At 72.9% G+C, this 17,764-nt stretch carries 19 protein-coding genes; 5 read left to right on the top strand and 14 right to left on the bottom strand.

Features of this window, described 5'->3' with window-relative positions:
• Positions 1 to 39: 39 nt before the first annotated feature.
• The 3 genes from ACZ6KO_RS16805 to ACZ6KO_RS16795 all read right to left on the bottom strand — a co-directional run bounded on the left by ACZ6KO_RS16805 (position 40) and on the right by ACZ6KO_RS16795 (position 2,157).
• Positions 40 to 249 carry a hypothetical protein gene (locus ACZ6KO_RS16805; protein ID WP_469304710.1) on the bottom strand — a complete coding sequence of 70 codons (210 nt, stop codon included), beginning with the start codon at positions 247 to 249 and terminating at the stop codon, positions 40 to 42.
• Between the two features lie 116 nt (positions 250 to 365).
• Positions 366 to 827 (bottom strand): molybdenum cofactor biosynthesis protein MoaE, encoded by a 462-nt coding sequence (locus tag ACZ6KO_RS16800; RefSeq protein ID WP_401454682.1) that lies wholly within the window; start codon positions 825 to 827, stop codon positions 366 to 368.
• A gap of 175 nt (positions 828 to 1,002) precedes the next feature.
• The gene (locus tag ACZ6KO_RS16795) at positions 1,003 to 2,157 is read right to left on the bottom strand and encodes an SDR family oxidoreductase (RefSeq protein WP_469304709.1); all 1,155 of its coding nucleotides are present in this window, start codon (positions 2,155 to 2,157) and stop codon (positions 1,003 to 1,005) included.
• A 191-nt stretch (positions 2,158 to 2,348) separates the two neighbouring features.
• On the opposite strand from ACZ6KO_RS16795, the gene ACZ6KO_RS16790 reads away from it, so the two are divergent.
• Both ACZ6KO_RS16790 and ACZ6KO_RS16785 read left to right on the top strand, forming a co-directional pair.
• Positions 2,349 to 3,788, top strand: a complete 1,440-nt coding sequence (locus tag ACZ6KO_RS16790; protein WP_469304708.1) for a zinc-dependent metalloprotease — start codon at positions 2,349 to 2,351, stop codon at positions 3,786 to 3,788.
• Positions 3,785 to 4,309: an NUDIX hydrolase gene (locus tag ACZ6KO_RS16785; RefSeq protein WP_469304707.1), complete on the top strand. Its 525-nt coding sequence runs from the start codon at positions 3,785 to 3,787 to the stop codon at positions 4,307 to 4,309. The genes ACZ6KO_RS16790 and ACZ6KO_RS16785 overlap by 4 nt, the downstream gene beginning before the upstream one ends.
• Before the next feature lie 145 nt (positions 4,310 to 4,454).
• Here the strand turns inward: ACZ6KO_RS16785 and ACZ6KO_RS16780 are convergent, their stop codons facing one another.
• The 4 genes from ACZ6KO_RS16780 to ACZ6KO_RS16765 form a co-directional block, all read right to left on the bottom strand.
• Entirely contained in the window at positions 4,455 to 5,210 is a 756-nt protein-coding gene (locus ACZ6KO_RS16780) for an AIM24 family protein (protein WP_469304706.1), read from the bottom strand.
• 17 nt (positions 5,211 to 5,227) lie between these two features.
• The gene (locus ACZ6KO_RS16775) at positions 5,228 to 5,908 is read right to left on the bottom strand and encodes an AIM24 family protein (RefSeq protein WP_401454810.1); all 681 of its coding nucleotides are present in this window, start codon (positions 5,906 to 5,908) and stop codon (positions 5,228 to 5,230) included.
• A 20-nt stretch (positions 5,909 to 5,928) separates the two neighbouring features.
• Entirely contained in the window at positions 5,929 to 7,614 is a 1,686-nt protein-coding gene (locus ACZ6KO_RS16770; protein ID WP_469304705.1) for a TerD family protein, read from the bottom strand.
• Positions 7,615 to 7,725: 111 nt separating this feature from the next.
• On the bottom strand, positions 7,726 to 8,265 hold the full coding sequence (locus ACZ6KO_RS16765; protein ID WP_469304704.1) for a M48 metallopeptidase family protein: 540 nt from the start codon (positions 8,263 to 8,265) through the stop codon (positions 7,726 to 7,728).
• Between the two features lie 162 nt (positions 8,266 to 8,427).
• On the opposite strand from ACZ6KO_RS16765, the gene ACZ6KO_RS16760 reads away from it, so the two are divergent.
• Both ACZ6KO_RS16760 and ACZ6KO_RS16755 read left to right on the top strand, forming a co-directional pair.
• On the top strand, positions 8,428 to 9,561 hold the full coding sequence (locus tag ACZ6KO_RS16760) for a TOMM precursor leader peptide-binding protein (protein WP_469304703.1): 1,134 nt from the start codon (positions 8,428 to 8,430) through the stop codon (positions 9,559 to 9,561).
• Between the two features lie 40 nt (positions 9,562 to 9,601).
• Complete coding sequence (locus tag ACZ6KO_RS16755; RefSeq protein WP_469304702.1) at positions 9,602 to 10,930, top strand: ABC1 kinase family protein; 1,329 nt, start codon at positions 9,602 to 9,604, stop codon at positions 10,928 to 10,930.
• Between the two features lie 6 nt (positions 10,931 to 10,936).
• Here ACZ6KO_RS16755 and ACZ6KO_RS16750 read toward each other — a convergent pair whose 3' ends face one another.
• The 5 genes from ACZ6KO_RS16750 to ACZ6KO_RS16730 form a co-directional block, all read right to left on the bottom strand.
• The gene (locus tag ACZ6KO_RS16750; protein ID WP_469304701.1) at positions 10,937 to 11,143 is read right to left on the bottom strand and encodes a hypothetical protein; all 207 of its coding nucleotides are present in this window, start codon (positions 11,141 to 11,143) and stop codon (positions 10,937 to 10,939) included.
• 115 nt (positions 11,144 to 11,258) lie between these two features.
• Complete coding sequence (locus ACZ6KO_RS16745; RefSeq protein ID WP_469304700.1) at positions 11,259 to 11,594, bottom strand: hypothetical protein; 336 nt, start codon at positions 11,592 to 11,594, stop codon at positions 11,259 to 11,261.
• Positions 11,591 to 11,959: a WhiB family transcriptional regulator gene (locus ACZ6KO_RS16740; RefSeq protein WP_469304699.1), complete on the bottom strand. Its 369-nt coding sequence runs from the start codon at positions 11,957 to 11,959 to the stop codon at positions 11,591 to 11,593. Before ACZ6KO_RS16740 ends, ACZ6KO_RS16745 begins: the two co-directional genes overlap by 4 nt.
• 173 nt (positions 11,960 to 12,132) lie before the next feature.
• On the bottom strand, positions 12,133 to 12,468 hold the full coding sequence (locus ACZ6KO_RS16735; RefSeq protein WP_469304698.1) for a hypothetical protein: 336 nt from the start codon (positions 12,466 to 12,468) through the stop codon (positions 12,133 to 12,135).
• 164 nt (positions 12,469 to 12,632) lie between these two features.
• Positions 12,633 to 14,912: an ATP-dependent DNA helicase UvrD2 gene (locus ACZ6KO_RS16730; protein ID WP_469304994.1), complete on the bottom strand. Its 2,280-nt coding sequence runs from the start codon at positions 14,910 to 14,912 to the stop codon at positions 12,633 to 12,635.
• A gap of 66 nt (positions 14,913 to 14,978) precedes the next feature.
• Between ACZ6KO_RS16730 and ACZ6KO_RS16725 the strand changes: the two genes are divergently transcribed.
• Positions 14,979 to 15,239 carry a mycoredoxin gene (locus ACZ6KO_RS16725; RefSeq protein WP_469304993.1) on the top strand — a complete coding sequence of 87 codons (261 nt, stop codon included), beginning with the start codon at positions 14,979 to 14,981 and terminating at the stop codon, positions 15,237 to 15,239.
• A 73-nt stretch (positions 15,240 to 15,312) separates the two neighbouring features.
• Here the strand turns inward: ACZ6KO_RS16725 and nudC are convergent, their stop codons facing one another.
• Complete coding sequence (gene nudC / locus ACZ6KO_RS16720; RefSeq protein ID WP_469304697.1) at positions 15,313 to 16,251, bottom strand: NAD(+) diphosphatase; 939 nt, start codon at positions 16,249 to 16,251, stop codon at positions 15,313 to 15,315.
• 42 nt (positions 16,252 to 16,293) lie between these two features.
• Positions 16,294 to 17,754, bottom strand: coding sequence for a dipeptidase (locus ACZ6KO_RS16715; RefSeq protein WP_469304696.1), 1,461 nt, complete (start codon positions 17,752 to 17,754; stop codon positions 16,294 to 16,296).
• Positions 17,755 to 17,764 lie beyond the last annotated feature (10 nt).

Below are 17,764 nucleotides of genomic sequence, written 5' to 3'. Positions count from 1 at the left end.
CCCGTACGCCGGACTCTCAGGGGATTCTCACGGGACGCCTCAGACGGCGTCGGAACCGGAGTGCGCCGCGGCCCGGGAGGCCCGGCCGTTCCTGTCCATGGCTTCCCTGTCCATGGCCTCGCGGAAGCGCGCGTAGCCCGCGAGCTCGGATATGTCCCCCTGCGTGCGGTCGCGGGCCGCCCAGCTGCCCCATATCGCCGCCCCGATCGCGGCGAACAGCGGAATGAGCAACCACGCCAGTGACGCCATGGCCTGCCTCCCTACCCCAAGAGCGTGTGGTTCGTGACGTCAACGCTCCGGCCCGGGGCGCGGTTACGCAAATCGAGGGCGTGTTGCGGGGCCGTACGGGTGGCGGTGTGCCCCGTTCAGCACGCTCCGACCCATTCCTCCGTGCCGTCGGAGAACCGCTGGTGCTTCCAGATCGGCACCTCGTGCTTGAGGTCGTCGATCAGCATCCGGGACGCCTCGAAGGCCTCGCCGCGGTGCGGGCAGGACACGGCGACGACGACGGCGATGTCGCCCACCCCGAGGTCGCCGACGCGGTGGACCGCGGCCAGGGCGCGCACGGGGTACTTGGCGACGACGCGCTCGGCGACGCGGCGCATCTCGGCGAGGGCCGAGGGGTGGCAGGAGTAGCCGAGGGAGTCGACGTCGGCCCCGCCGTCGTGGTTGCGCACCGTGCCGACGAAGAGCGTGGTCCCGCCGGTCTCGTCGTCGCCGACGGCCCGGAAGACCTCGTCCAGCGAGAGCGGGGCGTCACGGATGTCCAGCAGCCGGATCGGGTCGGATGCGGCCTGCTCACCGGGGTGGTCGAAGTGCGGTGCCATACCGCCATCGTGCACCACGTCCCGGCATCCCGGAATAGCCGGATCGACCGGTGCCGCCGGAGCGCGTGTGGAGCCTCCTACAGGCGGGGGCCGCGGCCCGGCGGTGCCCCCGCCGCCCCCGCCGCGCCGGCGGGGGCAGGATCGAAGGCATCGGAGGCGGAAACGGGGGCGGGGCTCAGATGCCGCGCCGCCTGCGGGCCCGGCGGACCACCGCGGCCGCGCCCAGCAGGGCGACCGTCGCGCCCGCGGCGCCCGCGGCCGTCGCGTCCTTGCGCCCCAGCCGCCGGCCCGCGACGGTGTGCCGGCCCGCGACCTCCTGCAGGAGCTCCGCCAGCACCTCCTCGTTCGTCCACCGGGGCCGCCAGCCCGCCGCGTGCAGCCGGCTGACGCTCACCACCCACGGGTACATCGTGTACGCGAGGTCCCCGGCCGGTGACGGGGTCAGGCCGATGCGGTGCAGCCGTGCCGCCGCGCCCAGCGCCACGGCGGACGGGAGCTCCATGCGGCGGATGCCGCTCAGCTCCTCGACCTCCTCCTGTTCCAGCCAGCCCTCGCAGCCCACGGCCAGCTCGCCGTCGACCTTCTCCAGCGCCGCGTACTCCAGGGCGCTGACCAGGTCCTCCACGTGACAGAACTGCCAGGTGGGCCGGGACCCGGCCACCACCAGCAGCCGCGGCGACTCGAAGTAGCGGGTCAGCGCGGTGTCGGTGCCGCCGACGAGGACGGCGGGGCGGACCACCGTGACGTTCAGGCCGGGGTGGGCGCGCGGCGCCCGGCGGCCCAGGCGTTCGATCTCCAGCAGGTCGCCGACGCCGGTCGCCTCCGCCGTCGCCCGCAGCTCGGCCTCCTCCGACAACGGAATGTCGTTGTCCGGCAGCGCTCCGTAGACCATGGCGGAGGTGCACAGCACCACGCGCCGGACCCCGGCCGCCGCGGCGGCCGTCAGGACGGTCTGCGTACCGCGCACGTTGTACGCCGTGCGCGCCGCCGGGTCGGTCTCCAGGTCGAGGTCGAGGGCGAGGTGGACGACGACGTCCGCGCCGCGCAGCTTCTCGGCGATGGCCGGATCCCGTACGTCCAGGACGTGCCACTGCGCCCCGGCGCAGTCGCCGCGCCGCTCGTCGATCGCGACGACCTGCTTGACCTCTTCGGAGGCGGCGAGCCGGGCCACCAGGGCGGCACCGACCCCGGCCGCGGCGCCGGTCACGGCCACGACCGGACCGCGCACGGCCGGGTTTCGCGGCTGGCGAACGCCGTCCGCCTGATCGTGCCGATCAGGGCGGCTTCCGGCGCCGTGCGCCGCGCGAACCTGCGGATCTGGGGAACTCACCAGGCGTCTCCAGCGGTTGTCTTCAGTAGGCACACGTCGTGACGCGTACCTACCAGGTGATGTCCATCCTGCCGCAGCCCAGGAGCCGGCGGAGCACCGAGCCCGGAAGCGGGTGGGGTGTCTACGCTGGGTGTGTTGTCGGACCATTGCCCGCCGGCGCCCGCCGGCGGCCCTACGAGCCGAGGAAACCCGTGAGTGACACCCCATTCGGATTCGGCCTTCCGCCGGAGGAGCCGGAGAACGGCGACGAGGGCAAGAAGAAGGGCAACCAGGGCGGTGGCCAGGGCGGGCCGGCCAATCCGTTCGGCTTCGGCCCCGGTATGCCGGGCATGCCCGGTATGCCCGGTGGCGCCGACAATCCGTTCGCCGCGATGTTCGGCTCGATGAACCCGAACGACCTCGGGGCGGCCTTCCAGCAGCTCGGCCAGATGCTCAGCTACGAGGGCGGTCCGGTCAACTGGGACATGGCCAAGGACGTGGCCCGCCAGACCGTCGCGCAGGGCACGGCGGACGGCGTGAAGGACACCAGCGTCGGCCCCGCCGAGAAGTCGGCGGTCGAGGAGGCCGTACGCCTGGCCGACCTGTGGCTGGACGGGGTGACCTCGCTGCCCTCGGGCGCCGGCACGGCGGTGGCGTGGAGCCGCGCCGAGTGGGTCGAGGCGACCCTTCCGGTGTGGAAGGAGCTCGTGGACCCGGTCGCCGAGCGGGTCGGCGCGGCCATGGGGCAGGTGCTGCCCGAGGAGATGCAGGCCATGGCGGGCCCGCTGCTGGGCATGATGCGCTCCATGGGCGGCGCCATGTTCGGCCAGCAGATCGGCCAGGCCGTGGGCGTGCTCGCGGGCGAGGTCGTCGGCTCCACCGACATCGGCCTGCCGCTGGGCCCGGCCGGGCGGGCGGCGCTGCTGCCGCTGAACATCGAGGCCTTCGGCAAGGACCTGGGCGTGCCCTCCGACGAGGTGCGGCTCTACCTCGCCCTGCGCGAGGCGGCCCACCAGCGGCTCTTCGCGCACGTGCCGTGGCTGCGCTCGCACCTGTTCGGCGCGGTCGAGGGCTACGCGCGCGGGATCAAGGTCGACACGTCCAAGCTGGAGGACGTGGTCGGCCAGCTCGACCCGACCAACCCCGAGCAGCTGCAGGAGGCCCTCCAGGGCGGCATGTTCCAGCCGCAGGACACCCCGGAGCAGAAGGCCGCGCTGGCCCGCCTGGAGACCGCGCTCGCGCTGGTCGAGGGCTGGGTGGACGCCGTGGTGCACGAGGCCGCCAAGCCCCGTCTGACCTCGGCGGACGCGCTGCGCGAGACCCTGCGCCGGCGGCGCGCCTCGGGCGGTCCGGCCGAGCAGACCTTCGCCACGCTGATCGGCCTGGAGCTGCGGCCGCGCCGGCTGCGGGACGCCTCGCGGCTGTGGGCCTCGCTGACCGACGCGCGGGGCGTGGACGGGCGCGACGGGCTGTGGGAGCACCCGGACATGCTGCCGACCGCGTCCGACCTGGACGACCCGGACGGCTTCGTGCACCGCGAGCAGCTGGACTTCTCCGAGATCGACAAGATGCTCGGCGAGGCGGCGCAGAAGCGCGACGACCAGGGCGACGTCCAGGGCGGCGACGAGGGCAAGGGCGACGAGCAGAAGTGACACTGCACGAGGACGCGGTCCTGGTACTGAAGACGTACGAGGCCCAGCCCGAGCTCCGCGACGTGTACCTGGAGCACCTGGCGGCACACCCGGACGGGGTCTACAAGCCCTGCTCGGCGGGCCACGTCACCGCCAGCGCGCTGGTGATCGACCCGGCGCGCGGGCGGGTGCTGCTGACCCTGCACAAGAAGCTGGGCATGTGGCTGCAGATGGGCGGGCACTGCGAGCCCGAGGACACCACCCTGGCGGGGGCCGCGCTGCGCGAGGCCCGCGAGGAGTCGGGCATCGCCGCGGGGCTGGCGCTGCTGCCCGGCGGACCGGTGCGGCTGGACCGGCACCCCATCCCGGCCCCCTGCAACTGGCACCTGGACGTGCAGTACGCGGCGCTCGCGCCGGCGGAGGCGGTGGCGGAGATCAGCGACGAGTCGCTGGACCTGCGCTGGTTCGCGTACGACGAGGTGGCGGGCGTGGCCGACACCTCGGTCGTCCGGCTGCTGGAGGCGACGCGGGCGCGCCTGTGAGCGTGCCGCCGGACGGGCCCTAGCGGCGTCGCGTCCGAAGCGCGACCGGAGCACACGGAGCGCCCGAGCGACGAGGGGCGGTCGCGCATCGATGGATGCGGGACCGCCCCTCGTCGTACCCGGCCCGTCCGGCCGGCCCGTCCGGCTAGTTCCAGGCGTTGTTCTGGTTCTGCGCGTGGGCGCCCTGCTGGCCCACGCCGTACTGTGCGGCGAGGCCCTGGCCGAGCTGGGCGTTCTGCGGCGGCAGCAGCTCGCTGGGCTGGACCAGCGCGAAGCCCTGGCCGAGGAAGCTGAGCTCCCAGCCCTCGCCGGTGTTGCCGCGGCGCCGCCACACCCCGCTGGAGTGGGTCTGCGCCTGCATCTGCACGCGCAGCGAGGTGGACCAGGCGACGATCGCGTCCGCGTCGACGTTGACGTACTTGTCGGGCGTGATCTGGAGCATCAGCGGCTGGCCGGAGGTCATCAGCGCGACCTTGCCGCGGCCGGTGATGTTCAGCTGGTACTTGCCCGAGCCGGAGATTCCGTACTGGCTGTCGACCGCGATGACCTCGGTGTGCAGCGTGGAGTCCAGCGCCAGGACGTAGGCGCTGTCCACCGTGAGACCGTCCTGGTCGACGTCCACGACGTGGACGTTCTGCGCGAGGTTGGCGAAGTAGACGGTGCCCTGGCCGGAGCAGCGCATCAGGTCGAGGCCCTCGCCGGTGCGGCTGTGGGCGCGCCGCTGGTTGCCGCTCTGGTACTCGCCGTCGAAGTCGATCAGCCCCTGGTACGCGACCATGGCGCCCTTGCGGGCGAGGACGTCGTCCTGCCCGGTGAGGGAGACCCGCAGCAGCTGCGGGTTCTGGATCACGTAGCGGTCCTGGGACTGCTGCTCGGTGTGGCTGAAAAGTGCGCTCTGCATGATCTGTCCGCTCCCCCTCAGCCCCGGGCCCGGAGCCGGTCGGTGCTGTCCTCGCTCGGCTGTACGACGACGATGCCCTGGCCGGAGAAGGCCATCTGGTAGGCCTCCCCGCTGCCCCGGCCGATCATCGACGAGGCCTTGAAGCTGCGCTTGCCCTTGACCTTGAGGTTGGGCGACCAGGCCACGAGGGCGTCCGGGTCGACGTACGTCTCGTCGTCGCCGCGGCCGCAGTCGACGACGATCGGCGTGCCGCGCGAGGTCAGGGCGACCCAGCCGGTGCCGGCCACCTGCACGTTGAACAGGCCCTGGCCGGCGAACTTGGCCATGCCCTTGACCCGCTCGACGCCCCACTGGAGGTGGGCGTCGAAGGCGAGGAGGTTGGTGCCGTTGACGGAGAGGGCGTCGTTGTTGAGGTTGATGACGACGACGTCCGCGCCGTAGTCGGCGAGGTAGAGCAGGCCGTCGCCGGTGCACTTCATCAGCGGGGCGCCCTCGCCGGTGAGCCACTGCGAGGCCATCTGGCGGACGGCGGGCGGGTTGGGCTCGTACTGCACGAACCCCTCGTACGCGACCATCGATCCGGTGCGTGCGAAGAGGTCGTGGCCGGTCTGCATGGCGACCTTGAGCATGGCGCGGCCGTGGTTCTCCATGCGCGCCGCGGCGGGGGTCGGGGCGTAGCCCGCGAGCTGCTGGTTCATTGCGTTCATGACGGGCTCCCTCAGACCTCGTAGGGCTGGACGACGATGAAGTTGCCGGGCGCGCCGCGGAACTGGAGGTTCACGGTCTCGCCGCTGTGGCCGGGGTAGGCGTTGCGCCGCAGCCGGACCTGGCTGGAGATGATCACCTGTGCGCCGGCGGACCAGGCCACGATGGCGTTGCTGTCGGCGAAGGTGGTCGGCGTGACGGGCAGCACGACCGGGACGCCGTGGGTCTTGACGATGACCGTGCCGGTGCCCTGGAACTGCATGGTGAACAGCGCGCCGCCGGGGATGCCGTGGCCCTCGATGCGCCGGACCTCGTGCTGGAGGCTCTCGTCGAAGGCGAGGACGTTCTCGGCGGAGACGCAGATGGCGTCGCCCTGGAGCTCGATGGCGTGCAGGTGCGCGCCGTTCTCGGCGAGGAAGACCTGGCCGCGGCCGGTGCAGCGCATCAGCTGCATCTCCTGGCCGGTGGCGTTGCCGACGATGCGGCCGGCGAAGCCCGCGCCCTTGTAGCTGAAGTCGACCTTGCCCTGGTAGAGGACCATGCTGCCCTGCCGGGCGAGGACGGGCTGGCCGCCCATCGACAGGTCCACGCGCATGAGCTGCTGGTTCTGCGGGGTCCAGCGGGCGCCGGTGGGCGCCTCCTTGTAGACCTGGAGGGCCGCGGTGAGCCCGGGGGCGCCGGGTGCCTGCGGGGCGAGGCCCGGGGCGGGCGGCTGACCGCCGTACGGGGCGGCCTGCGGGGGCTGGCCATACGGGGCGGCGTGCGGTGCCTGCGGGGCCTGGCCGTACGGCGCGGGGGCCGGCGGCTGGCCGGGCACCTGGCCGTACGAGGGCTGCGGCGGCTGCCCGTAGGGGGCCTGCGGCGGCTGGCCGTACGGAGCCTGCGGCTGCTGCGGTGCCTGCGGCTGCGCGTACGGAGCCGGGGCCGGCGGCGGCGTGTGCTGCGGGGCGGGCGCTGGCGCCGGGGCGAGGGGCGCCGCCATCGTCGGCGCCGTGTGCACGGGCTGGGCCGGCGGAGCGTACGGAGCCGGGGCCGGCGGCGTGTGGTGCTGCGGGGCGGGCGGCGGCGGGGGCGCCGCCGCCCCACCGGGCGGGGCGGCGAAGGCGGGCGGCGCGAACGACGGGGTCGCGGCCTGCGGCGGGACGGCCGGGGCGGCGGCCGGGGCCTCCTCCTCGGCGACCTCGCCACCGAAGTTCTTCAGCAGGGCCTCCAGGCCGCCGTCGAAGCCCTGGCCGACGGCGGCGAAGCGCCAGACGTCCTTGAGGTAGAAGTCGCCGAGCATGACGGCGCGCTCGGTGGTGAACTCCGAGCCGGTGAAGGAGTAGCGGACCACTTCCTCGCCGCCCGCGACGATGCGGATGTAGCCGGGACCGATCTGCGACATCTGCCCGGCGCCGTCGATGGTGGCGGTGAAGGACAGCTTGTGGATGTTCGCCGGGATGCGGTCCAGAGTCACCCGGAAGGATTCGCTGTCACCGGCCTGCGCGCCCAGCAGCTGGAGGGACTCCTCCGGCGACTTGGGCTGGTTGAAGAAGATGAAGTAGCGGTCGTCCGACAACCGCTCGTCGGCGTCGAGGCCGAAGCAGCTGATGTCGAAGGTCATCCCCGGGCCGGAGATCTGCACGCCGACGTACAGATCAGTACCTGCCGTGAGATCACTGATCTTGGCCTTGTGGCCGCGTTGGAATTCCCTGGCCATACGTAACGACCGTCCCCCATCCCGACGATGAATGCGTGCTCGTCAGGCTAACGGCAATCGATGACATCGAGCCAAGCCCGGTACGAACCCGGTACATGTCACGAAGGAGTCTCATTCCTCGCGCGCGGCCGGGACCTTGGGCAGCCGGTCGGCGGCGGCCACGCCCTCCAGGTAGCCGCGGGCCCGCTCGGTGCGCGGGTAGGCCTCCAGCAGCTGCCAGAACCGCGGGCCGTGGCCGGGCACCAGCAGGTGGGCCAGCTCGTGCAGCAGCACGTAGTCGACGACGTACTCCGGCATGCCCTGCAGGCGGTGGGAGAGCCGGATGCTGCCCTCGGCCGGGGTGCACGACCCCCAGCGGGTGTTCTGGTTGGTGACCCAGCGGACGGTGCGGGGGCGGGCGCGGCCGCTGAAGTACTGCTCGGACAAACGGTCGGCGCGTTCGGTGAGTTCCGTGTCGCCGAGGGTCCGCCGGCTCTCCTGCGCGGCCAGCTTGTCGAGCATGACGCCCACCCAGCGCTGCTCCTCGGCCTCGGACATCCGGGCAGGGATGAGCACGACCGTACGGTCACCCTCGCGGTAGGCGGACACGGTCCTGCGGCGGCGCGCGCTCCGGCGGACTTCGACGGCGCGGGGCGGTGGTTCGGCGGACACGCCACGACCGTACCCGGTGGCCCTGACCGAAGTCCTGCCATCTCGTATCACAAATGGGCGCGGCCTGTGGACAACTTTCGAGGAGGTCGTGGAGGTGGGGGCATTCTGCTGATGCGGGTCCGTGAGGGCGGCCGGCGAGATGGCGGAGAACGGGGGACGGTCATGTATCCGAAGGTGAAGCCGGCGCTGGCGCGGGCGTGGCGGGATCTGCAGACGGTGCAGTTCGGGGTGACTCCCGCGCATGCGGTGGTGCTCGGTCCGGTGGACACGGCGACGGGGTCGCTGATCGACCGGATCGACGGGACCCGGGGGATGGAGTTGCTGCGGGCGGACGCGGTGGCGTTGGGGCTGCCGCCGGGTCAGGCGGACGAGCTGGTGCGGCGGCTGGCGGCGGCCGGGCTGATCGACGATGCGACGGCGGGCGGGGCGCGGGCCCAGGCGCTGCGCCGGCGCCCCGAGGTGCTGGAGCGGCTGGGGCCCGACCTGGGCTCGCTCTCGCTGGTGCGGCCGGCGCCCGGAGGGGACTTGCGGGGGATGGCCGCCCGCAGGGTGATACGGGTGCAGGTGCGCGGCAGCGGCCGGGTCGGCGCACAGATCGCGGCGGTGCTGGCGGGGGCCGGGGTGGGCCGGGTGGACGTGCTGGACGGGGGCCGCGTGGAGGCGGGGGACGTGGCGCCGGGCGGGCTGGGGCCGCAGAGCGTGGGCCGGCTGCGGGCGGAGGCCGCGGGGGCGGTGGTGCGGGCAGCGGCTCCGGGGCGGGTGCCGCGGGCCGAGGAGGGTCCGGGGGCCGAGCCGGGACTGTCGCTGGTGGTGGTCGCGCCGCGGGACGGACTGCGGGCGTGGGCGCCGGACCCGGAGAGCGCTTCGGACTGGATCGAGACGGGCACCCCCCATCTGTACGCGGGCGTGCTGGAGGGGACGGGGGTGGTGGGGCCGCTGGTGCTGCCGGGTGCCACGGGGTGCGCGGGGTGCATGGAGCGGGAGCGGGTGGCGCGGGATCCGGGGTGGGCGCGGATGCTGGTGCAGTGGCGGTCGGCGCACCGGCGCCGTGGGTCGCCCGCCTGCGACCTGGGGCTGGCGACGGCGGTGGCGGGCCTGGCGGCGGCGCACGCGCTGGCGTTCCTGGACGGGGAGCTGCCCGCTTCGACGGGGGCGCGCTGGGAGGCTGCGCTGCCGGGACTGCACTGGGAGAGTGCACCGGTGGGCGCGCATCCCGAGTGCGCGTGCGGGGCGGCGCGGGCCCAGGAGGGGGACTCCACCGCCCGCCGGGAGACGCAGGACACAATGGCCGGGTAACTGCCGCTTGCGGCGAGGCAGTCTGGGACTTGGAGGGCGCATGTCTGATCTACCCCGGAAGGCGGTCACCCGTACCGTCAAGCTGGCCGCGCTGCCGCTCGGCATCGCGGGCCGGGCCACCTGGGGGCTGGGCAAGCGGATCGGGGGCAAGTCGGCGGAGATAGTGGCGCGCGAGCTGCAACAGCGCACGGCCGAGCAGTTGTTCCGCACGCTCGGCGAACTCAAGGGCGGTGCCATGAAGTTCGGGCAGGCGCTGTCGGTCTTCGAATCGGCACTGCCGGAGGAGATCGCCGGGCCGTACCGGGCTGCGTTGACCAAGTTGCAGGAGGCGGCGCCGCCGCTGCCGGCGGCGACCGTGCACCAGGTGCTGGCGGAGCGGCTCGGCGAGAACTGGCGGGATCTGTTCGAGGAGTTCGAGGACAAGCCGGCGGCGGCCGCGTCGATCGGGCAGGTGCACCGGGCGGTGTGGCACGACGGGCGGCAGGTGGCGGTCAAGGTCCAGTACCCGGGGGCCGGTGAGGCGCTGCTGTCGGACCTGAAGCAGCTGGGCCGGTTCGCGGGGCTGCTGGGGCCGCTCGTCCCGGGTATGGACATCAAGCCGCTGATCACGGAGTTGCGGGACCGGGTCACGGAGGAGCTCGACTACGAACTGGAGGCGGAGGCCCAGCGGATCCACGCGGAGGGGTTCGAAGGCGATCCGGATGTGATCGTTCCGGATGTCGTGCACCAGGGGGACCAGGTGCTGGTCTCCGAGTGGCTGGAGGGCACCCCGCTGTCGGAGATCATCGCCGACGGCACCCAGGAGGAGCGGGACCGGGCGGGCCAGCTGCTGGCCCGGTTCCTCTTCTCGGGGCCGGCCCGCACCGGGCTGCTGCACGCCGATCCGCATCCGGGCAACTTCCGTCTGGTGACCGGGCCGGAGGGGCATGTACGGCTGGGAGTCCTGGACTTCGGCACGGTCGACCGGCTGCCCGGCGGGCTGCCCAAGCCCATCGGCCGCGCGCTGCGGATGACCCTGGAGGGCGACGCGGAGGGGGTCTACGGCCACCTGTGCGCCGAGGGCTTCGTGAAGGAGACGGTCGAGCTCGAACCGACCGCGGTCCTGGACTACCTCGCGCCGATCATCGAACCGGCCGACGCGGAGGAGTTCACCTTCTCGCGCGGCTGGATCCGTGGTCAGGCGGCCCGGATAGCCGACCCCCGCTCCCCCGCCCACCAGCTGGGGCGCATGATCAACCTGCCGCCGTCCTACCTGCTGATCCACCGCGTGACGCTGAGCACCATCGGTGTCCTGTGTCAGCTCGGGGCAACGGTCCGGTTGCGTGAGGAACTCGAGTCCTGGCTGCCGGGGTTCCTGCCGGAGGACTGACCGGCCTCACCACCAGGAGGAGTCGAGGCGCCCTTCGATCGCGCGCAGGTTGGCCCGGGCGCACTCGACGCAGAAGTACTGGCGGGTGCCGTTCTCCACGGAACAGGTCCAGGTGGGCGGCGGGCCCTCGGGGGAACGGGTGCCGCAGCGTGCGCAGACGACGGTCCGGGGGGCGGAGTCCGGGGGCGCGGGGCGGGGGGTCGGCTGGTCCACCTCCAGACGATATCGCCGCGCGGGGTGCGGGCCGGTGCAACGCACCGGGGGGACCGGTCCGTTCGGACCGGTCCCCCCGGGACAGCTGGTACTGCTGGTACTGCTGGTTCAGCTGTTAGTTCATGACGGCCATGGCCAGCGCACGGCGGGCGCGCAGCGAGACGCGCTCGGCTCGCCGCTGCATGCGGCGGGCGGCGACCAGGCGCGCGGCGCGACGCCCGGCGTCGGCCTCACGCATCCGGTCGGCCATATGGGCGCGAGCCAGGGCTTCTGGAATGAGTTGCATTTCGCGGGTCCTGTTCTGACGCGAGGTGATCGCGCCGGTGGTGATGAAGTCTTCGGTGGCGGAGCCGGACGGCCGCTCGCTCATCAGTGCGGGGGTCATGAGGGCCTGCTTCAGGGGGTCGTGCGTCAGAGGGCGGTCGATGGTTCCGAATCCGGTGGCGTTCATACCGCGACCGGGTTCTTGCGCGGACGGCCACGCGGCCGCTTGCGGGCGACGACCACACCCTGGACGAAGAGCTCCCCACCCCAGACACCCCAGGGCTCACGGCGCTCCTGCGCACCGGCGAGGCAGGCCTCGACCAGCGGGCAGGTGCGGCAGAGGGACTTGGCGTACTCGACGTCGGCCGGGGACTCCGCGAAGAAGACCTCCGGGTCGTAGGTACGGCACGGGACGGGCACGCCGAGGTTCTCGATGGCGTCGTCGAGCGCGGTGAGCGCGGTGAGCGGAGTCAAGGTGGAGTCCTCCGGGACTGCGGGCGGGGAGATCGTTCGGTTCTGCGGTACGGACGGGGCGTGCGCTTCGAGTTGCACGGTGGTTTCGTTCCTCGTCTGATTCGTTCCGGCCGGTCGGCCGGGGTGGCTGGTACCTGGTCTTGCCAGTCCCGAGGCCCCTTCGCTCCATCGCCCCCGGTCGGGGACAAACAGAAGGGCCGCGGATCCCGGTGGGGTTCCGCGGCCCTGAAGGCGCCGGCCTGATCGTCGGATCAGGCTGGATCACTCCAGGGTTCGAGCCCGCGGAAGGCCCACATCAGGTCGTGCTGGTGCTTCGTCGTCTGCTGCGTCTTGAATCCGGCACCGGCTGCCGCGAAGCCATAGGCGTGCGCCTGGGCTTCCATTCCTGCCACCGGTGCCTGGGTCGGTCGCTCATTGCGCTCACGCACGGGCAGGGTCGCCAGGACGGCAGGGCTGTCGACGGAAATCGTGGACAGACCGGTACCCCGGAGGGAGAGCGCGGACGCGACGAGCAGGGTGGAGCCGAGGGTGCAGGAAGCGGCGACCGAGCGATCGGTCATTTTGGTGGTGGTCATGAAGCTGGTCACTGGTCTCGCCTCCTCTCGGCGTCTCGGGGACGGGCTGGTGGGCCTGTCCCGTGTATTCGGATAAGTACAGCACGACAACAGGGCTTCAAAGAAGCCGCTGTTCTCGTGGTTAAGAACCTATGGGGATCCGCAGGGCATGCGCAAACTATTTTTCCGACGAGTTTCTACGCGTCGTCCCGCTCCTCCCCCTCACGCTCCTGACCTGCGCAGATGGCCAGGACGTCGGCCCCGTACCGCTCGAGCTTGCGGACACCCACTCCCGAGATCATCGCGAGCTCGCCGTCCTGGCCGGGCGCGGCCTCGGCGATGGCCATCAGGGTCTTGTCCGTGAAGACGCAGTACGCGGGCATCCCGAGCTCCTTCGCCTGCACGGCCCGCCACTCCCGCAGCCGCTCGTAGAGGCCTTCGTCCATGTCGGACGGGCAGTCCTCGCAGCGCATCAGTTTCAGCTCGCCCGCCTCGGTCAGCGTCTTGCCGCACACCCGGCACAGCACCGGCCCGCGGCGCCCGCGCGTGCGCCCGGCGCGCTCGCCCGCGGCGGCGGACCGGGCGGCGGCGGGCGAGGAGCCCGGACGCAGGCCGTTCAGGAACCGGCTGGGGCGACGGGAGGCCCGGCCGCCCGGAGCCCGCGAGAGGGCCCAGGAGAGGGTCAGGTGCTGCCGCGCGCGGGTGACGCCGACGTAGAGGAGCCGGCGCTCCTCCTCGACCTGGTCGTCGGTCTTGGCGTAGGTGATCGGCATCATGCCGTCGGTGAGGCCGGCCAGGAACACCGCGTCCCACTCCAGGCCCTTCGCCGCGTGCAGGGAGGCGAGGGTGACGCCCTGGACGGTGGGGGCGTGCTGCGCGGCGGCGCGCTCGTCGAGCTCGACCACGAGGTCGGCGAGGGTGGCCCGGGGGTGGCTGCGGGCGAAGTCCTCCGCGAGCCGGACCAGCGCGGCCAGCGACTCCCAGCGGTCGCGCACCGCGCCGGAGCCGGCGGGCGGCTCAGGGGTCCAGCCGTTGCCGCTGAGGACGGCGCGGACCTGGGAGGCCAGCTCGACGACGTCCTCGAGCAGCGGGTCGTTGGCTCCGGAGCGGGCGGCTCCGCGCAGGGTGAGGATGGCGCCGCGCACTTCCTGGCGCTCGAAGAACCGTTCGGCGCCGCGCAGCTGGTAGGGCACGCCGGCGTCGGCGAGGGCCTGCTCGTAGACCTCGGACTGGGCGTTGATCCGGTAGAGCACCGCGATCTCGCCGGCGGGGACGCCGGCCGCGATCAGGTCGCGGATGCGGCGGGCGACGCCCTCGGCCTCGGCGGGCTCGTCGGGGTACTCGGCGAAGACCGGGTCGGGTCCGGGCTCGCGCTGCGAGATCAGCTCCAGACGGTGCTCGGCGGCCCGGCCGCGGGCCTGGCCGAGGAGGCCGTTGGCGAGGTGGACCACCTGCGGGGTGGAGCGGTAGTCGCGGACCAGCTTGACGACGGTGGCCTGCGGGAAACGGGTGCGGAAGTTCAGCAGGTGGTCGGGGGTGGCGCCGGTGAAGGAGTAGATGGTCTGGCTGGCGTCGCCGACGACGCAGAGGCTGTCCCGGTCGCCGAGCCACAGGTCCAGCAGGCGCTGCTGGAGCGGGCTGACGTCCTGGTACTCGTCGACGACGAAGTGCTGGTACTGGGCGCGGATGCGGTCGGCGATGTCGTACCGGTCCTGGAGGATGCCGACGGTCAGGAGCAGCACGTCCTCAAAGTCGATCATGCCGCGGTCGCGCTTGAGCTGCTCGTACGTGCCGTAGATCTGGGCGATCTCGGCCATGTCCCGCGGGGCCTCGCGGCCGGACTTCAGGGCGGCCGCCGGATAGTCCGCGGGGACGGTCTGGGTGACCTTGGCCCACTCGATCTCACCGGTGACGTCGCGCAGCTCGCCCCGGTCGAGGCGGATGCGGCAGCGGGCGCCGGCCTCGGCGACGAGCTGGATCTTGCGCTCGACGAGACGGGGCATCTCGCCGCCGATCGCGCGGGGCCAGAAGTACTGGAGCTGGCGGAGCGCGGCGGAGTGGAACGTGCGCGCCTGGACTCCGCCCGCGCCGAGCGTGCGCAGCCGGCCGCGCATCTCGCCGGCGGCGCGATTGGTGAAGGTGACGGCCAGCACACTGGCCGGCATGAGCTGGCCGGAACGGACTCCGTAGGCGATGCGGTGGGTGATCGCGCGCGTCTTGCCCGTACCGGCTCCGGCCAGCACGCACACAGGTCCGCGCAGGGTCGTCGCGACCTCGCGCTGCTCCGGGTCCAGGCCCAGGAGCACCGCGTCGGCCGAGTCGGCGACGGGCGGGAAGTCCGAGGAATGCGTTGCTGGTGTCACCCCGCCATGCTGCCAGGTCGGGTGGGCCGGACGGGAACCTTGTCCACAGGGGGCGGCGTCTGTCGTACGAATGCGCCGGGCGGGTCGTGCGGGGGGCTGGCGGGGTGCGGGAATGTCCGGGCGCAGTCGTACGTTCGACCCGTAGGACGTACCACGACCCCCGACAGGAGAGCGCCCACCATGCAGGACACGGGATCCGTGACGATGTACAGCACGACCTGGTGCGGCTACTGCCGCCGGCTGAAGAGCCAGCTGGACCGGGAAGGCATCGCGTACACCGAGATCAACATCGAGCAGGACCCTGCGTCCGCGGCGTTCGTCGAGAAGGCCAACGGTGGCAACCAGACCGTTCCCACGGTCCTGATCGTGTCGCCGCAGGGCACCGAGTCGGTCATGACCAACCCCAGCCTGGCCCAGGTCCAGCAGGCCCTCACGGTCTGACCCGCCGGCCCCCGCCGGGCCCCCACCGCCCCCTCCGCCCACCGGGCCCGAGGGGGCGGCGCCGTGCCGCGGGTCAGGGCAGGGGCTTCGGGAGGGGACGGCCGTACCAGAGTTCCACCAGACGGGCCGCGATCGAGATGCCCGCCGGGGGCAGCACCTCGCCCGCCTCGATCGCCTCGCGCAGATCGTCGCGGGAGAACCAGCGGGCCTCCTGGATCTCCTCGCCGTCGACGGTGATCTCGGAGCTGACGGCGCGGGCCGTGAAGCCCAGCATCAGGCTGTACGGGAAGGGCCAGGGCTGGCTGGCGACGTACTCGACCTCGCCGACCCTGACGCCCGCCTCCTCCCACACCTCGCGGATCACCGACTGCTCGATCGACTCGCCCGGCTCCACGAAACCGGCCAGCGTCGAGAAGCGGCCCTCGGGCCAGTGCACCTGGCGGCCCAGCAACGCGCGGTCCTGCTCGTCGGTGACCAGCATGATCACCGCAGGGTCGGTGCGCGGGTAGTGCTCGGCGCCGCAGCCCGGGCAGCGGCGGATGTGGCCGGCGGCCGCGACGACCGTGCGCTCGCCGCAGCGGGAACAGAAGCGGTGCATCCGCTGCCAGTTCTCCAGGGCGACCGCGTGGACCATCAGGCCCGCGTCGCGCGGGGAGAGCAGCATGCCGGCCTCGCGCAGGCCCGCCGCCCGCGCGGACTGGTCCATCCGACCGGGCAGGGCGTCCTTCTGCAGGGCGAAGTAGCTCACGCCCTCCTCGTCCGTGCCCAGGAAGTAGCGGTGCGTCTCGGTGACCGGCGCCTCGAAGGCCGGGGTCATCACGATCTCCGTACCCCCCTCGGGGGTGTCGTCGATCAGCACCTGACCGCCGGAGACCACGAAGACGCGCGTCGTCGGGTGGCTCCAGGCCGCCGCGAGCCACGCCTCGTCGAGGCGGTGGTGCGCGGCGCGGTCGATCCCGCTCGGCGCGGTGAGCGAAATGGGTCGTGCGGCGTGCTCGGTCGAGATGCTCACAGGTACTTCCAACTCCCCCGGGTGATGGGCGGTATGGCAGGTTCAGGCGGCGGGCAAGGACGACAAGGAAGCGGCGGACGCGGCGGCGGCTGCCGGGGCCGGGGCCGGGGCCGTCCAGTGGGCGGCGAGGTCGTCCCACAGGTACGCGGCCGTCTCCACGCCCTTGAGCAGCAGCTCCAGCTCGACCTTCTCGTTCGGCGCGTGCCACCCGTCGGAGGGCACGGAGATGCCGAGGAAGAGCACGGGCGCGCCGAGGACGTCCTGCAGGTCGGCGGCCGGGCCGGAGCCGCCCTCACGGGTGAAGCGGATCTTCTCGCCGAAGGCCCGCCCCATGGCCCGTACGACGGACTGGAGCGCCGGGTGGTCGAGCGGGGTCAGGCAGGGGCGGGTCGGGGCGCCGAAGGTGACGGAGTGCCGGATGCCGTCCGGGATCTGGTCCTCGATCCACTGCGTGACGGCCGCCTCGATCTTGTACGGGTCCTGCCCCGACACCAGCCGGAACGACAGCTTCAGCTGCGCGGACGCCGGCACGATCGTCTTGCCGCCGGGGCCCTGGTAGCCGCCGCCGATCCCGTTGACCTCGGCGGTCGGCCGGGCCCAGACCCGCTCCAGGGTGGAGTAGCCGGCCTCGCCGAGGGTGCCGTACGACTTGGCGGTGCGCAGCCACCGGGCCTCGTCGAACGGCAGCTCCGCGATGAGCTCGCGCTCGGCGTCGGTCAGCTCGGCGACGTTGTCGTAGAAGCCGGGGACGGTGACCCGCTCGTCGGCGTCGTGCAGCGCGGCGACCAGGCGGGCGGCGACGGTGGCGGGGTTGGGGACCGCACCGCCGAAGGCGCCGGAGTGGATGTCCTGGTCGGGCCCGTGGAGCTCGATCTCGCAGTCGGCGACGCCGCGCATGCCGGTGCAGACGGTGGGGGTGGTCTCGTTCCACATGCCGGTGTCGGAGACGATCACGACGTCGGCGGCGAGCCGGTCGCGCTCGCGCTCGACCAGGTCGCGGAAGTGGGTGGAGCCGGACTCCTCCTCGCCCTCGATCAGCAGCGTGAGGTTGACGGCGGGCGCGCTGCGGCCGGTCGCCGCCAGGTGGGCCCGGACGCCGAGCGTGTGGAAGAACACCTGGCCCTTGTCGTCGGCGGCGCCGCGCGCGTACATCCGGCCGTCGCGGACCACCGGCTCGAACGGCTCGGTGTCCCAGCCGTCGGCGCGCTCGGCGGGCTGGACGTCGTGGTGCCCGTAGACGAGGACGGTCGGGGCGTCCGGGTCGCCGCTGGGCCAGTGGGCGAAGACGGCCGGCGCGCCGGGCGTCGGCCAGACCTCGACGGTCGGGAACCCGGTGCCGCGCAGGGCGCCCGCGAGCCACTCGGCGCTGCGCCGTACGTCGTCCGCGTGCTCGGGCTGCGCCGAGACGGAGGGGATGCGCAGCCATGCGGCGAGGTCGTCGAGGAAGGCGGCGCGGTGCGTGTCGATGTACGTACGGACGGCGCTGTCCGGGGTGTCGCTCATGGCTACGAGC

The sequence above is a fragment of the Streptomyces sp. NPDC042102 genome (genome assembly GCF_055582305.1).
The sequence above is the reverse complement of the archived record's forward strand: the minus strand, read 5'-3'. Positions and strand labels throughout refer to the sequence as shown.

Excerpts from the sequence above, each read along its gene's own strand:
- ACZ6KO_RS16805 (WP_469304710.1), bottom strand. The coding sequence starts at position 249 with ATGGCGTCACTGGCGTGGTTGCTCATTCCGCTGTTCGCCGCGATCGGG.
- ACZ6KO_RS16800 (WP_401454682.1), bottom strand. The coding sequence starts at position 827 with ATGGCACCGCACTTCGACCACCCCGGTGAGCAGGCCGCATCCGACCCG.
- ACZ6KO_RS16780 (WP_469304706.1), bottom strand. The coding sequence starts at position 5,210 with ATGCAGAGCGCACTTTTCAGCCACACCGAGCAGCAGTCCCAGGACCGC.
- ACZ6KO_RS16775 (WP_401454810.1), bottom strand. The coding sequence starts at position 5,908 with ATGAACCAGCAGCTCGCGGGCTACGCCCCGACCCCCGCCGCGGCGCGC.
- ACZ6KO_RS16770 (WP_469304705.1), bottom strand. The coding sequence starts at position 7,614 with ATGGCCAGGGAATTCCAACGCGGCCACAAGGCCAAGATCAGTGATCTC.
- ACZ6KO_RS16760 (WP_469304703.1), top strand. The coding sequence starts at position 8,428 with ATGTATCCGAAGGTGAAGCCGGCGCTGGCGCGGGCGTGGCGGGATCTG.
- ACZ6KO_RS16755 (WP_469304702.1), top strand. The coding sequence starts at position 9,602 with ATGTCTGATCTACCCCGGAAGGCGGTCACCCGTACCGTCAAGCTGGCC.
- ACZ6KO_RS16745 (WP_469304700.1), bottom strand. The coding sequence starts at position 11,594 with ATGAACGCCACCGGATTCGGAACCATCGACCGCCCTCTGACGCACGAC.
- ACZ6KO_RS16725 (WP_469304993.1), top strand. The coding sequence starts at position 14,979 with ATGCAGGACACGGGATCCGTGACGATGTACAGCACGACCTGGTGCGGC.
- ACZ6KO_RS16715 (WP_469304696.1), bottom strand. The coding sequence starts at position 17,754 with ATGAGCGACACCCCGGACAGCGCCGTCCGTACGTACATCGACACGCAC.